The organism is Stenotrophomonas sp. HMSC10F07 (genome assembly GCF_001807895.1).
GTDB lineage: Bacteria > Pseudomonadota > Gammaproteobacteria > Xanthomonadales > Xanthomonadaceae > Stenotrophomonas > Stenotrophomonas sepilia.
On the sequence record NZ_KV791322.1, the window covers coordinates 1 to 13,548 of the forward strand.

A 13,548-nucleotide genomic window follows, 5' to 3' on the forward strand; every position below is an offset into this window, starting at 1 on the left:
AGAGGTGCCGATGTCTGAGCGCAGCGAGTTCGGCACCGTCCCCTGATTCACCGAGAAGCGCAGGGGACCGACGTGCGAAGCGCGGCGGCTCGCGACCTGGCGGCGCGTTTCTTTTGGTTACTTTTCTTTTCGCGCGAAAAGAAAAGTGACGCCCATGAACAATGAAGCACCTTCAGCACGCGCCACGCGCAAAACGCCAACGCCTCAGCCCTTCTGACTCACCGCCACGCTACCCAGAATCAACGCCCCCGCCACCAACATCTGCAGCGTCACCGGCTCATCCAGGAACAACCACGCAAACGCCGCACCGAACAACGGAATCAGGTAGGTCACCGTCGACGCCCGCGACGGGCCGATACGACCGATCAGGCGATAGAACATCAGGAACGCCAGCCCGGTACAGGCCACGCCCAATGCGATCGCCGCGCCCCAGGCCTTCAACGGAATCGCCGCCTGCGGCCAGTGGCTGACCGCCATCGGCAGCATCCACAGCGAGGCGCACGACAGCGTTGCCGCCGCGGCGGCGGCCGACGGCAACCCGGTCATGTGCCGCTTCACCAGGTTCACGCCCAGGCCGTACAGCAGCGATGCCGCCGCACCGGCCAGCACTGCGGTGCCGATGCTCAGGCCGGAGACCTTGGCCGTGGCCAGCACCACCACGCCGGCGAAGCCGACCAGCAGCGCCCCGGCACGACGCATGCCGATCTTCTCGCCGAAGAACAGGAACGCGATCAGCGCGGCGAACAGCACCGTCATCGCATTGCAGATCGCACCGATCGCGGCCGGCGCCTGCTCGGCGGCGTAGGCAAACAGCACAAACGGCAGCGCTGAGTTGATCAGGCCGATCGGTGCCAACCACAGCCAGCGGCGCGGCGGGAACTGCGCGCGGGCGCGCCACAGGAACGGCAGCAGCACCAGCGCCCCCAGCACCAGCCGTACCTCGACCAACGCGAATGGGCCGAACGACGGCACCGCCACCCGCATGAACAGGAACGAGCAGCCCCAGATGGCGCCCAGCAGGGTCAATTCCAGCGGCGTGCGCCAGTCGCGCTCGGCCGCCTGTGGGATCGCATTCATGTCCTGCCTCCGTCCATCGCCTGTTCCTCGCCAAGGCAGACAGGATCAGGCGCAGACGCCCGCCGCACAAGCGCGTAGTATCGCTGTCAGCCACAAATATGGTTTGAGGCTCGACATGCTGCTCCGTCCTTCCCTGCTCCCCGCACTGGCCGTGTTCGCGGTCGCCGCACGCCACCAGAATTTCGCCCAGGCCGCGCAGGAGCTGCACCTGACCGCCAGCGCGGTCAGTCACCACGTGCGCCGCCTGGAAGAAGTACTTGAAGTTCGCCTGTTCCTGCGCCACGCCCGCGGCGTGCGCCTGACCGCCGAGGGCCGGCAGCTGGCCGACGCCGCCAGCGCCGCCTTCACCGATGTCGCGGCGGTGGCCCATCACCTGCAACCGGATGCCGACAGCGTGCCGCTGCGGATCACCACGCTGCGCTCGCTCTCGTACTGCTGGCTGCTGCCGCGACTGCCACGCTTCACCCAGGCCTATCCACACATCCGCATCGAGCTGCACACCGGCAGCGGGCTGGATCGCTATGACGACAACGGACCGGAAGTCGGCATCCGCTACGGGCTGGGCCAATGGCCGGGCCTGCGTGCGCAGCACCTGATGGATGACTACCTGTTCCCGGTGGCCTCACCGGCACTGGCCGGGGTCGAAACGCTGGTCGATCCGGCGCGCATCGCCGAGCTGCCGCTGCTGACCGACCTGTCGCCGCAGGGCTGGCGCGACTGGTTCCGCCACGCCGGCGCGCGCCCGCCGTCGCCGATGCCGCCGATGCACACCTTTGCCGACAGCACCGACGCGATGCGTGCAGCGGTGTATGGCATGGGCGCGGTGCTGGCGCGCACCCACATCGCCCAGCCCTACCTGCAGCGCTACGAGGTGGTACGCCTGCCCGGCCCGGCATTGAAGGCGCGCTATGCCTATCACGTGGTGCACGCAGAAGGGCAACCGCCGAGCCCGGCCGCGCGCCTGTTCATCGACTGGTTGCTGGAACAGGCGCAGGACGAGCGCACGCCGATTCCGGCATTGCCGGACAGCCTGCTCGGGCGGCCGGCAACGCACGCCTGACTGCGCCCTCACCCGTTCTTTGCCTCACGCTGGCTAGGCTGCTGGCGAACCCACAACGTACCTATGCCATGGCCATGCTGCGACTGCGCATCACCGGAACCGAAGACGACGCCCGCGCCATCAGCGACCTGCTGCTCGGCCTGGACGGCATCGAACATGTCGAAGAAACCGACGACCTGATGCCGCACATGGACGATGACGATTCCAGTTCGGCCGGGCTGTCCGATGACATCGGCCCGGGCATCCACGAACTGGAAGTGGAAGTCGGCAATGAAAGCACCGCGCAGAAGGTGCGCGATGCGGTGCAGGAACTGGCGCTGGAGCTCGATGTGTTCGTCGAGTACGAGACCGACGAGGGCTGATGCCGGCTGACGGCCGGCATCGGCCTTCACCTCAGGGGTTGGGCGGTAGCTTGCGACGGCGGCGACGCCACCATGCCCGCACACCCCAGGCCCCGATCAAGGCCAGCACCGCCACCGGCAGCAGCGCGGCAGCAGCGCGGATCAGGAACGCAATGCTGGTGCTGAGGATGCTGCCCGACTCGCTCAGCGCCTCGCCGATCTCGCTGCGGCTGCGCTGGCCAGAGGTGGTGTCGAAGTGGATCGCCACCAGCTGGGTATCGATGCGCCGACGCTGCTGCGCGGCGTCCTTGTTGGCCTGCTCGACACCCGCCTCGATCTCCGACAGGCGCGTGGTGATCGCCATCAGGTCTTCGACCTTCAGGTCCTTGCGGTCCTGGTAGGACAGCAGGCGGGCGTGCTCCTTTTCAAGCCGCGCCTTGGTCAATGCCGTGTCGGCCACCGCCTGCGCGAGATCCTCGGCGCGCGTATTGCGGGACTGCAGCTTGCCGCCTTCACCAGCCATCGCGATCAGCGGCTCGGTGCCCTTCGGGGCGATGCGCACCTTCACTTCACCGCTGGGCTGCTCGCCGCCGTGCTGCTCGACCTGCAACACTGCACAGTCACCGAACTTCGCGCTCTGGCAGGCCTGAGCGATCTGCTGGATGCGCGGTGCGATCTGCGCCGCTTCCAGCTGCACCTGCACGTCATGTTCGTAGGCCAGGAAGGCGCCTTCCGGCGAAGCGATGGCCGCCTCCGCGGCCGTGGCGCCCGCATCCCCCACCATGTCGCCCTGCTTGGCGCAGGCGCCCAGCGCCAGCAGCAGTACCGGCAGTGCCGCCCTGCGCGTCCACGCTCGCACCGGCCTCACAGTGCCGCTCCGTCGTAGGAGGTCACCGAAAGGCCAGCCAGATCCACCTGCGGCACGCAGCGCACGTTCACCGCCACCATCGGTGTGCCGGTGCGAGGGTCGACCGCTTCGCTGTAGGGAGCGATACCACACTGGCGGCAGTGGTGGTGGTCGATGTGGGCCTTGTTGAAGTGGTAGGTGGCCACGTCAGCCGGATCGGTGGCCAGCTGGAACGCCGCACGCGGGGCGAACCACAGCAGGCTGCCGCGACGCCGGCACATCGAACAGTTGCAGTCGATGACGTCGCTGATCGGCGCCTCGGCCTGTACGGTGAATGCGATCCTGCCGCAATGACAGCTTCCTTGGTATTCCATGTCCTGCGCTCCTTTGGAGGGTCCTTGAATCCGCCCATGGTAATCCTATGGCACGGGGACAAAGCAGCGACGGGGCCCTATGCTCAGGGTTTGACCCCGTACAGGAATGCCGATGCGCCCGCATCTTCTTGCCCTCGCCCTGGTCGCCGCGCTGGCCGGTTGCCAGCCGGCCGACGCCCCGACCAATGCTTCCACCCCGGCCGCCAGCCAGCAGGCCGGTGACGCGGCGGTCGACGCGGCCTTCGCCGATCTGTCCAAGCGCGCGCTGGACACCTGGATGCAGCTGTCGCCAGTCAGCGCCACCCAGATCGGTGACCACCGCTACGACAGCGAGCTGGACGACCTGAGTGCCGCCGGCCAGCAGAAGACCGTGGCCGCCTACAAGGCGCTGCTGGGCGAGCTGGACAAGATCGAGGTGGCCAAGCTGGGCCGTGAGAACCAGGTGGACGCAGCGATCCTGCGCAACCAGCTGCAGTCGGAAATCTGGAACGCCGAAGTGCTGCAGTCCGGCAAGTGGGACCCGCAGCTGTACAACGGCATCGCCGGCAGCGCGATCTACGGCCTGATGGCGCGCGAGTTCGCACCGCTGCCGGAGCGCCTGAAGGCGGCCACCGCGCGCATGGAGAAGCTGCCGGCGATCTTCGCCCAGGCCCGCGAGAACCTGGACCCGGCCCGCGTGCCGAAGATCCACGCCGAGACCGTTGCCAAGCAGAACAAGGGCATCCTCAGCATCGTCGATACCTTCATCACCCCGCACATCGGCGAACTGCCGCAGGCCGACCAGCAGCGTCTGCAAGCGGCCATCGACGGCCTGAAGAAGGCCGTGGACGAGCAGCAGACCTGGCTGGACAAGACCCTGGTACCAAACGCCAAGGGCGACTTCCGCATCGGTGCGGAAAAATACGACCAGAAGCTGAAATTCGCGCTGAGCTCCTCGCTGTCGCGCCAGGAGATCGGTGAGCGTGCGCGCGCCGAACTCAAGCGCGTGCGCGAGGACATGTACGGCATCGCGCAGACCGTGCTGAAGGACAAGCCGGGTGCACCTGAGATGCCGGCCCAGCCGACCGACGAGCAGCAGCAGAAGGCGATCGAGGCCGCGCTGGAACTGGCCTACGCCGACAAGCCGGCACGCGACAAGGTGGTTGACGATGCCAAGGCCGCGCTGGAGCAGTCCACCGCGTTCGTGCGCGAGCACGATCTGATGACGCTGCCCGATGCGCCGGTGGACATCATCCTGATGCCGGAATTCCAGCGTGGCGTGGCCGTGGCCTACTGCGATTCGCCGGGCCCGCTGGACAAGAACCTGAAGACCTTCTACGCCGTGTCGCCGATTCCGGACGACTGGAACGAGAAGCAGGTCGACTCGTTCCTGCGTGAGTACAACTCGCGCATGATCCACCTGCTCAGCATCCATGAAGGTACTCCGGGCCATTACCTGGAAGGCTGGCACTCGGCCAAGTTCCCCTCGCCCCTGCGTGCGGTGCTGCGTTCGGGCCTGTTCGCCGAAGGCTGGGCGGTCTACACCGAGCGCATGATGCAGGAGCAGGGTTACCTCAACAACGATCCGCTGTTCCACCTGGTGCAGCTGAAGTTCTACCTGCGCACCATCTCCAACGCGATCCTCGACCAGGGCGTGCACGTGGACAACTGGGATCGCGAAAAGGCGATGCACCTGATGACCCACGATGCGTTCCAGCAGGAGAGCGAGGCAGCGGGCAAGTGGGTGCGCGCACAGCTGACGTCGGCACAGCTGCCGACCTACTTCGTCGGTGCGCAGGAACACTTCGACACCCGCAAGGCAGTGCAGGAAAAGCTGGGCGACAAGTTCAACCTGAAGGCGTACCACGACCAGGTGCTGTCCTACGGCGCACCGCCGGTGCGTTTCGCCCGCCAGCTGATGCTGGACCAGCCGATCGAGTGATCGCGCAGGTGTGAGTTGAACGAGAGCGGCCCGGGCAAACCCGGGCCGTTCCGTTTGCACAGGATCGCCACGCCATCGCCGCATCACATGCCGGCAACGGAGCCAGGCGCATCGTTCGCCGGGTTCCCCCTTCCACCGGCATCCATGTCTCTCCCTCTGCTCCGCCTTGCACTGCTGCCCGCACTGCTGGCCAGCGCCTGTACCTTTGCTGCGTGCCCTGCGCCACCCGCTGGCCAGCCCGACATCCGTGCCCTGGGCTACTACACCGACAAGGCCGGCTCGGTGATCGACCCGGCACTGCACCAGCAGAACAAGGATGCCACCGCGCCGCTGGACCGCTATGCCGCCGACGTGGCGCACATGAGCGACGACTATCTGCGCAGCGGTGACCCGGCAGCGGCGCAGTGCACGTTGAACTGGCTGGGTGCGTGGGCCGACGAAGGCGCCATGCTCGGGCAGATGATCCGGGTCAACAACGATCAGTCGTTCTACATGCGGCAGTGGATGCTCGATGCGGTGGCCATGGCCTACCTGAAAGTGCATGACCAGGCCGACCCGCAGCAGCGCGCGCGCATCGATCCGTGGCTGCAGCAGCTGGCAAGGGCCAACCTGGCCTACTGGGACAACCCGAAACGGCGCCGTAACAATCACTACTACTGGAGCGGCCTGGGCGTGCTGGCCACCGGCCTGGTCACCGATGACCAGACCCTGTGGCAGGCTGGTCATGCAGCCTTCCAGAAGGGCATCGATGACATCCAGGACGATGGCAGCCTGCCGCTGGAAATGGCGCGCGGGCAACGTGCCCTGCACTACCACGACTACGCGCTGACGCCGCTGGTGATGATGGCGGAGCTGGCGCGGCTGCGCGGTCAGGACTGGTACGCCAGACGCGATCACGCCATCGACCGCCTGGCGCGTCGCGTCATCGAAGGCAGCAAGGACCCAGCGTGGTTCAACCAGCAGACCGGTGTTGCACAACTGCCCCTGCAGGCCAGCGGATGGGTCGAGTTCTACCGGTTGCGCTCACCCGATGGCGGCCTGTTCGATGCCGCGCATGCACGCGGACCGTTCCATTCGCCGCGCTTGGGCGGTGACCTTACCCTGATGGCCACGCACGGCATCGTGCGCACGCCCCTGCGCTGGTGACGCGCCTCAGCGGGCTGCCGGTTGCAGCAGACGCTGGAATTCCGCGATGGTGCAGCCCTGCGCCGCGCAGCCCGGCACCCGCAACGCGACATGGCCCGGCGGCTGCGCCTCGGTCAGCGGCTGTGCGCCACGCAGCTGTGCGGTGGTCGGGTAGACGTAGGCCAGGCGAAACCGCTCGCCACCCGTCTGGCGGTCACGCCAGCGCTCGAACTGCAGCAGGCCACCGATCGGCGTCTTCTCGTACTGGCCCGGCAACGTGTAGTCGGTGATGCCCAGCGCCGCCAGCACGGAACCGATGTTGGAGTCATGGCCGACCAGCAGGGTCACCTTCGGTGACGCCGGATCAGCGAACAACGCATTGACGTGGGTCAGCAGCGGTCCGGCGACATCCTGCGCCACCTCGGCGGTGCCGAACAGGATGTCCTGGTAGAGGTTGCGGATCTGCGCCAGCGCCTGCCATTGGGCCCGGGTGTTCAATCTCCCCCAACCGTCGCGGCGCATGCCACTGCCCTGGTAATGCTCCATCAACAGGGCATCAACCAGCCCGCTGGCCAGTGCCAGTGAACCGGAGGCGCGAGGCTCCTTGCCCGGCTCCGCACTGAAAGAGGTATCGGCCGGCACCAGATGACAGTCGCTGCGCCCCGCACAGGCCGCCGACTGCGGGTAACGGGTGATTTCCTCCACCACGGAAAGTGCCGGGGCCAGATCCGCTGCCGCCAGCGCGTTCTGCATTGCCGCCAGCGCGCGGGCGCGGAAGTCCGCATCGTCACGGTGGATCACCGGATTGAACAACGGATCCATCGTGCCCAGCGCCCTGCGCTGCTCGACCTCCACATGACAACCCGGGAACGCGCCGGCAACGAAGAACTGCGCGGTCGCCTGGGTGCGCTGCAGGCTGTTGGCATGGGCGTGAAAGTCGGCCCGCTGCGGGCAACCCGACCCCGGCAGCAGCTGCGCCTGGCGCAGCCACTGGCCGATGTAGCGGCCCATGTAGACCTCCAGCACGCCGCCCTTGGTGGTCAGCTCGCCGGGGCTTACGTCCCAGGGTGTCCAGTGCTCTGGCGTGGCATGGGCCAGGGCGCCCGACGCGACCACCGGCGCGCGCAGGTTGTGGCGGCTGAGCAGGACGACCTGCTCGAGCTGTTCATTACCTACACCGTCCGCCGCTCCACTCGCTGCCATGCCCGGTGCAGCCATGACCAGCATCATCACCAGCGGTAGACGACGCAATAGGCGGAAATACATTGCGGTGACCTGGAGCGGATGAGCCTGCATTATCCACTGCTCCGGTGCGAAGGGTATCGCAGACCCTGCGGATGCAACCCTGCATTGTGCACCTCCATGGCGATGAACAGCCGCCAGCCAATGCCGCCGAGCGGCAGCTTCAAGAGAGTCGATCTGTTCCGACTTCAACCGCACGCAGAGGTCTTTTGTCGTGAAAAGCCCACCGTGCCCCCAGTATCCGGGCGCACCAGGTTCCAGCACCTCCGACTACTTCCGGTCGCAAGCATCACCAAACGTTGCGCGAATCTGACGACTACACGCCATGCCCCGCCTCTACCTGTGTCCAGATCGGCCCCCGGCATTGATCAATCAACGGGTTCGAAACGTCGAGCAGCAGATCATCTGCTTGGCCCACACGAAGTTCCGAGTGAAAGTCCTACGGCACAGGACTGCGGTTACCGACAGCCAAGCGCCACGCGTACGGCACATTCTTGATGCCGACCGAGAAATAGCTCCCGGTCTTCCACTTATTTTCGACAAAGGAACTACGTCATGAATGTATCCGCGACCCTCTCGGATCCGAGAACCGTCGCAACGTGGATGAAATTCTCCAGCGCAAACGCAAACGCGCTGGACACCATCTTTGAGGACGAAGTTGACGACATCAAAGTTGCGGCATTCAGCAGCGACTGCTGCGGGTCCAACAATTACGAAGATCCGCGATAAGGAAGGTGATGGCACACGGCTCGTACGTGTGCCATCAACCCAACCTGCCGGATTCAGGCTCAAGATCACACGCAGCTGAAATAAAATGAGCACCAAAGCATCAACACTCCAGCAGCCCGATATCCCATGCGATGCGACATTCCCGTACCCAACGGATAGCACATCGTCGACCGCCATCATTGTGGCGACGACCCGTTCCAACATTGACCGTGCCATGGACCTATCAAAAAGAGGAATGGTCACCGGGATCATTGGTGCTGACTCGACATACTCGATAGCGCCATCCGAGGCTCTTCACAAGCTCGAGCGCAAACCGGGACGCCACATCTTCGTTGTGTTCAGCGACCAACTTACAACCAGCGTTGACGCGCCTGTCCTGACATCACACCAAGGTCAGCAGCGCTTCCTATCCTTGGTCGAGGCAATTCTGAACAACCTTCACGGAGTTCGCCTCATGGCATGCACGCATGAAGGCGCAATAACGTTGCCTCCCGGTTCCCCTCTTGTTTCGGTGCTGCGCGTCCTTTCGGACCATCTGGATGCCAATCGCCGAATAGGCAGCAACTGGCTCGCAGAAGCAGCACAGATCCAGCGGCAGCCGGGCACACGACTTTCCGAAAGCAGAATCCGCCAGCGCCTTTTCCACTCCGCCATGATGCACATGTACTGGAAGCATCCAGACTTCAATCCCATGAAATTTGACCAGATCCACGGAGAACTGAAGAGTTTTTACCGTGCATCCGAACCACGAAAGGAACCCGGCGATGCGCAACAGCCAGGCTTGTGGGATTGATCAGTACGCCCCTATTCTGACCATTCGACACGATATCCAGACAGAGCAGCAGCTTGGCCTGCATCTCTCCGACAGCGAAAGGGTTGCTATCCACTCGGCATGCAGAATGAGCGGACTCGATCTGGACTCATACTATCGATGGTATCAACAGAAAAGCACCATCAGCTCCCAACTGGCACGGCTTGACCGCCATTCACTTCTCGAAGCCATCCGTTGCATAGATCGCTCCGACTATTCGTCAATCAATGAAAGGCTCCCGAGCGACGGAGGAGTTGTGATCGCACTTCCGCATCATGGCCACTACATCCTGTCTGCCATCCGCCTGATGGAGAGCATTCGCCACCATCGTGATGTTCACATCTTATACGGTGATCCAACTAACCACTCCGGCAACGAGCTATTCGACGATCTCTATCGACGACTGTTCGATCGCGCCGGATGTCGCGCTGGCATTGTCCACTCGAATGCAAAAGGAATCGCTACAGCACTTCGCGCCCTGAAGAGCGGGGCAGCTGTCATCATGATGCCCGACGTTCACCGCCTGCGCGAAGAAGCCTTTTGTATTCCATTTCTTGGCCGTCGCCTGGACGTCATGCTAGGCACCGCCGCTATGGCGCGAAGAACCGGGAGTTGCATCCTGCCGGTCGTATCCCTCGTTGACCACGATTTTCAGGCAACCGCTGTTCTCGGAGACCTGATCAATCCGAGCCACACGCCAGCGCCGGTTCCATCAGACGTTTCTGACTACTGGACCACATTGGAGATTTTCCGCTTTCTAGAACGCGAGATGGGTCCTCAGATCATCTATTGGCAGTACATCCGACAGCATCTCCTGCAGAGATCGAGGTTCCCGCACTTTCACCCCGACACAGTTGATGCGGCATGGAGCACGTTTTCGAAAGACCAGCGAACCCATCCGCGCCCCATGTTCACAGCATGCCTGGATTGAACATGGATGGACTACGCACCTCGTCAATCGGCTTGATAGGCCTTGTTCTCATTGCGCTTTCTTCCGCCGATGGATACGCCAGAGATGAAGAAGAGCCCAGCATTACTCCCCTTCGCACCGTCCATGCGACCCCTCCAAGGCCAGGGCCACGCATCTGGAAGTTCACGAAGGGATATTCAACCGTGCTGGTCCTGGGCACGGTTCAACCTCTCAGGAAGGGCCTATTCATAGATACCCGCAGCGTGGAGGCCGCAATTTCAGCATCTGACGTGGTTCTAAGCTCGCCAGGGGTGACAATCGAACACGATGGCGGATTCTTTGGCGGCCTCTTGCTGTGGCCCTCCATCCGCAAACTCAAGTTCCTCGAGGGCGACAGAACGCTGCGTGACGCACTTACGGGCGCCGAGTATGCGAGATGGAACGAGCTCAAGCATCGCTACAATCTGCGCGACGCCAGCATTGAGAGAATGCGCCCGATGTACGCGGCCTGGAAGGCTCATGACACCGCACTGAGGGCCAGCGAAATCAGCACCGGCAGCCATCTTTCCAAGGCTATCCTCCGGACAGCCCGAAGGCACCGGAAGCCTATCGTCGACGCTCGCTTCTCTGTGCCGGTAGAGGCCGCCAGACAGACGATTCAGAATTTCCACATTGATCCTGCGCTCGACCGCAGGTGTTTCGCAGATGCCACTTCAAGCCTGCAGCCTTGGCTCGATAGGGTCGACGAAATCGGTCGTGCATGGGCGGATGGAGACATTGAAGCAGACGTACTTCTGCACGCTCCATCATCACCCTCTCGGTGTTGGGTCCGCCTGACCAATGATGCAATCGCCAACGCGATGAACCTGAACCTTGATGTCGAGAGCGGAACTCACTGGCTCGACGAGCTTCGCTCCACCACTTCCCGCCACAACACCGTTTTCACCACCCTGCCATTGGAGGACCTTCTTCATTCAAAAGGCATGGCCGCCGTGCTTATGGAAGAAGGATACACTTCCGATGCCGGAGCAATCGTTGGCGATCAGCCACTACTTCCAAGCCACACGACCGGCGTGAACTGATGTTCAGCCAGCCCCATGGAAGTGGACTGTGACACCGGGCGATACACACCCATCGGTGTTACTGATCGGCAGCCACGAAACCACCGGTCTGCCGCGCCCACAGGCGCGCGTACAGGCCACCGGCCGCAATCAGTTCGGCATGGCTGCCGGTCTCGACGATGCGGCCCTGGTCCATCACCACCAGCCGGTCCATGCGCGCGATGGTCGAGAGCCGGTGCGCGATCGCGATCACCGTCTTGTCGCCCATCAGCTCATCCAGGCTGTCCTGGATCGCCGCTTCCACTTCCGAGTCCAGCGCCGAGGTCGCTTCGTCCAGCACCAGGATCGGCGCGTCCTTCAGCAGCACGCGGGCAATGGCGATGCGCTGGCGCTGGCCACCGGACAGCTTCACGCCGCGCTCGCCGACGTGTGCGTCGTAGCCACGACGCCCCTGCCCGTCCACCAGCGTATCGATGAAGGCTTCGGCACGTGCTTTGGCTACGGCTGCACGCAGCTGCTCCTCGGTCGCATCCGGGCGGCCGTACAGCAGGTTGTCGCGGATCGAGCGATGCAGCAGCGAGGTGTCCTGGGTGACCACGCCGATCTGCTGGCGCAGGCTTTCCTGGGTGACGTACGCAATGTCCTGGCCGTCGATCAGGATGCGGCCGCTTTCCAGGTCGTACAGGCGCAGCAGCACGTTCACCAGGGTCGACTTGCCGGCACCGGAAGGACCGACCAGGCCGATCTTCTCGCCCGGCTTCACCACCAGGTCGAGGCCAGCGATCACACCGCCCTTCTTGCCGTAATGGAAGTGGATGTCCTGGAAGTGCACACCGCCACGGGTCACCTGCAACGGCACCGCATCCTCGCGGTCCTGCACGGTCAGCGGCTGGGCGATGGTGGTGATGCCATCCTGCACCGTGCCGATGTCCTCGAAGATGCCGTTGATGGTCCACATGATCCAGCCGGACATGTTGTGGATGCGGATCACCAGGCCGGTCGCCAGCGTGATCGCGCCCACGGTGATATGGCCGCCATTCCACAGCCACAGCGCGAGCCCACAGGTGCCGGCAATCAGGAAACCGTTGACGATGGCGATGGTCAGGTCCATGCCGGTGGTTACCCGGGTCTGCGCGCGGTGCTTGACCGCCAGTTCCTGGATCGACTCGGCCACGTAGGCCTGTTCGCGCCCGCCATGGGCGAACAGTTTCAGCGTGGGAATGTTGGTGTAGCCATCGACGATGCGGCCCATCGCCTTGGAGCGCGCTTCGGACGCAATCCAGGCCCGTTCCTTCGCGCGCGGCACGAAGTAGACCATGATCACCGCGTAGGCCAGCAGCCACAGGACCAGCGGCACCATCAACCGCCAGTCCGCCTGCGCGAACAGGTACAGCGCCGTGCCGGTATAGACCACGATGTACCAGAGCGAATCGACCATCTGTACCGCCGACTCGCGCAGCGAGGTACCGGTCTGCATCACCCGGTTGGCGACGCTGCCGGCGAAGTCGTTCTGGAAGAAGCTCAGGCTCTGCCGCACCACGTAGTTGTGCATCAGCCAGCGCGAGCGGTTGCTCAGGCCGGGCACGATCGCCTGGTTGACCAGCAGGTTGTGCAGGCCCACCAGGATCGGCCGCGCGATGACCGTGATGAACAGCATCCAGCCCAGTTCATTGGCATGGCGCTTGAAGAAATCGGCACCGGGCTGCTCGGCGACCATGTCGACGATGCGGCCCAGGTAGTCGAACATGGCCACTTCCACCAGCGCCAGCAGCAGGCCGGCAATCAGGGTCGCCAGCAGCACCGGCCAGATCGGGCGCAGGTAGTGCAGGTAGAACGGCAGCACCTTGCGCGGTGGCATGCGCCCATCCACGGGCGGGAAAACCGGGATCAGGGATTCAAACCAACGGAACATCGCATTCCCTCGCCATCAATAGCCGGCGGAGTATCCCACGCCGGATGTGTACGCCGGCCGACGATGCCCCGGTTCTGGTAGCGCCGGGCCATGCCCGGCGATTCCCCCTGCAACCGCGCTGCGCGCTCGCCGGGCATG

13 protein-coding genes are annotated in these 13,548 nt (G+C 64.1%); 8 read left to right on the forward strand and 5 right to left on the reverse strand.

From position 1 onward, the window contains the following. Nucleotides 1–204 precede the first annotated feature (204 nt). Nucleotides 205–1,077 (reverse strand): DMT family transporter, encoded by an 873-nt coding sequence (locus HMPREF3114_RS01705; protein WP_053497070.1) that lies wholly within the window; start codon nt 1,075–1,077, stop codon nt 205–207. 115 nt (nt 1,078–1,192) lie between these two features. On the opposite strand from HMPREF3114_RS01705, the gene HMPREF3114_RS01710 reads away from it, so the two are divergent. Together HMPREF3114_RS01710 and HMPREF3114_RS01715 are read left to right on the forward strand one after the other, a co-directional pair. Then, entirely contained in the window at nt 1,193–2,137 is a 945-nt protein-coding gene (locus tag HMPREF3114_RS01710; RefSeq protein WP_005415832.1) for a LysR substrate-binding domain-containing protein, read from the forward strand. 68 nt (nt 2,138–2,205) lie between these two features. Further along, the gene (locus HMPREF3114_RS01715; protein ID WP_005415831.1) at nt 2,206–2,499 is read left to right on the forward strand and encodes a hypothetical protein; all 294 of its coding nucleotides are present in this window, start codon (nt 2,206–2,208) and stop codon (nt 2,497–2,499) included. A gap of 31 nt (nt 2,500–2,530) precedes the next feature. Here HMPREF3114_RS01715 and HMPREF3114_RS01720 read toward each other — a convergent pair whose 3' ends face one another. Together HMPREF3114_RS01720 and HMPREF3114_RS01725 are read right to left on the reverse strand one after the other, a co-directional pair. Continuing rightward, entirely contained in the window at nt 2,531–3,346 is an 816-nt protein-coding gene (locus tag HMPREF3114_RS01720; RefSeq protein ID WP_053497069.1) for a DUF4349 domain-containing protein, read from the reverse strand. Continuing rightward, nucleotides 3,343–3,699 (reverse strand): GFA family protein, encoded by a 357-nt coding sequence (locus tag HMPREF3114_RS01725; RefSeq protein ID WP_053497067.1) that lies wholly within the window; start codon nt 3,697–3,699, stop codon nt 3,343–3,345. Before HMPREF3114_RS01725 ends, HMPREF3114_RS01720 begins: the two co-directional genes overlap by 4 nt. A gap of 112 nt (nt 3,700–3,811) precedes the next feature. Between HMPREF3114_RS01725 and HMPREF3114_RS01730 the strand changes: the two genes are divergently transcribed. Then, nucleotides 3,812–5,620, forward strand: coding sequence for a DUF885 domain-containing protein (locus HMPREF3114_RS01730; RefSeq protein ID WP_070488853.1), 1,809 nt, complete (start codon nt 3,812–3,814; stop codon nt 5,618–5,620). A gap of 144 nt (nt 5,621–5,764) precedes the next feature. Further along, the gene (locus HMPREF3114_RS01735) at nt 5,765–6,766 is read left to right on the forward strand and encodes a polysaccharide lyase (protein ID WP_070488856.1); all 1,002 of its coding nucleotides are present in this window, start codon (nt 5,765–5,767) and stop codon (nt 6,764–6,766) included. Nucleotides 6,767–6,772: 6 nt separating this feature from the next. Here the strand turns inward: HMPREF3114_RS01735 and agp are convergent, their stop codons facing one another. Continuing rightward, the gene (gene agp / locus HMPREF3114_RS01740) at nt 6,773–8,011 is read right to left on the reverse strand and encodes a bifunctional glucose-1-phosphatase/inositol phosphatase (RefSeq protein ID WP_070488889.1); all 1,239 of its coding nucleotides are present in this window, start codon (nt 8,009–8,011) and stop codon (nt 6,773–6,775) included. Nucleotides 8,012–8,542: 531 nt separating this feature from the next. On the opposite strand from agp, the gene HMPREF3114_RS21260 reads away from it, so the two are divergent. The 4 genes from HMPREF3114_RS21260 to HMPREF3114_RS01750 all read left to right on the forward strand — a co-directional run bounded on the left by HMPREF3114_RS21260 (nt 8,543) and on the right by HMPREF3114_RS01750 (nt 11,519). Beyond that, the gene (locus tag HMPREF3114_RS21260; protein ID WP_218086317.1) at nt 8,543–8,716 is read left to right on the forward strand and encodes a hypothetical protein; all 174 of its coding nucleotides are present in this window, start codon (nt 8,543–8,545) and stop codon (nt 8,714–8,716) included. Between the two features lie 85 nt (nt 8,717–8,801). Further along, complete coding sequence (locus HMPREF3114_RS20860; protein WP_141750767.1) at nt 8,802–9,509, forward strand: hypothetical protein; 708 nt, start codon at nt 8,802–8,804, stop codon at nt 9,507–9,509. Then, nucleotides 9,481–10,458, forward strand: a complete 978-nt coding sequence (locus HMPREF3114_RS01745; RefSeq protein WP_070488859.1) for an LpxL/LpxP family acyltransferase — start codon at nt 9,481–9,483, stop codon at nt 10,456–10,458. The genes HMPREF3114_RS20860 and HMPREF3114_RS01745 overlap by 29 nt, the downstream gene beginning before the upstream one ends. 2 nt (nt 10,459–10,460) lie before the next feature. Beyond that, nucleotides 10,461–11,519, forward strand: a complete 1,059-nt coding sequence (locus HMPREF3114_RS01750) for a TraB/GumN family protein (protein WP_176746365.1) — start codon at nt 10,461–10,463, stop codon at nt 11,517–11,519. Nucleotides 11,520–11,577: 58 nt separating this feature from the next. Here the strand turns inward: HMPREF3114_RS01750 and smrA are convergent, their stop codons facing one another. Then, nucleotides 11,578–13,410, reverse strand: coding sequence for a multidrug efflux ABC transporter SmrA (smrA, locus tag HMPREF3114_RS01755; RefSeq protein WP_070488865.1), 1,833 nt, complete (start codon nt 13,408–13,410; stop codon nt 11,578–11,580). Between the last annotated feature and the right edge of the window lie 138 nt (nt 13,411–13,548).

Coding starts and splice junctions, on each gene's coding strand:
- HMPREF3114_RS01705 (WP_053497070.1), bottom strand. CDS start 1,077: ATGAATGCGATCCCACAGGCGGCCGAGCGCGACTGGCGCACGCCGCTG.
- HMPREF3114_RS01710 (WP_005415832.1), top strand. CDS start 1,193: ATGCTGCTCCGTCCTTCCCTGCTCCCCGCACTGGCCGTGTTCGCGGTC.
- HMPREF3114_RS01715 (WP_005415831.1), top strand. CDS start 2,206: ATGGCCATGCTGCGACTGCGCATCACCGGAACCGAAGACGACGCCCGC.
- HMPREF3114_RS01725 (WP_053497067.1), bottom strand. CDS start 3,699: ATGGAATACCAAGGAAGCTGTCATTGCGGCAGGATCGCATTCACCGTA.
- HMPREF3114_RS01730 (WP_070488853.1), top strand. CDS start 3,812: ATGCGCCCGCATCTTCTTGCCCTCGCCCTGGTCGCCGCGCTGGCCGGT.
- HMPREF3114_RS01735 (WP_070488856.1), top strand. CDS start 5,765: ATGTCTCTCCCTCTGCTCCGCCTTGCACTGCTGCCCGCACTGCTGGCC.
- agp (WP_070488889.1), bottom strand. CDS start 8,011: ATGTATTTCCGCCTATTGCGTCGTCTACCGCTGGTGATGATGCTGGTC.
- HMPREF3114_RS21260 (WP_218086317.1), top strand. CDS start 8,543: ATGAATGTATCCGCGACCCTCTCGGATCCGAGAACCGTCGCAACGTGG.
- HMPREF3114_RS20860 (WP_141750767.1), top strand. CDS start 8,802: ATGAGCACCAAAGCATCAACACTCCAGCAGCCCGATATCCCATGCGAT.
- HMPREF3114_RS01745 (WP_070488859.1), top strand. CDS start 9,481: ATGCGCAACAGCCAGGCTTGTGGGATTGATCAGTACGCCCCTATTCTG.
- HMPREF3114_RS01750 (WP_176746365.1), top strand. CDS start 10,461: ATGGATGGACTACGCACCTCGTCAATCGGCTTGATAGGCCTTGTTCTC.
- smrA (WP_070488865.1), bottom strand. CDS start 13,410: ATGTTCCGTTGGTTTGAATCCCTGATCCCGGTTTTCCCGCCCGTGGAT.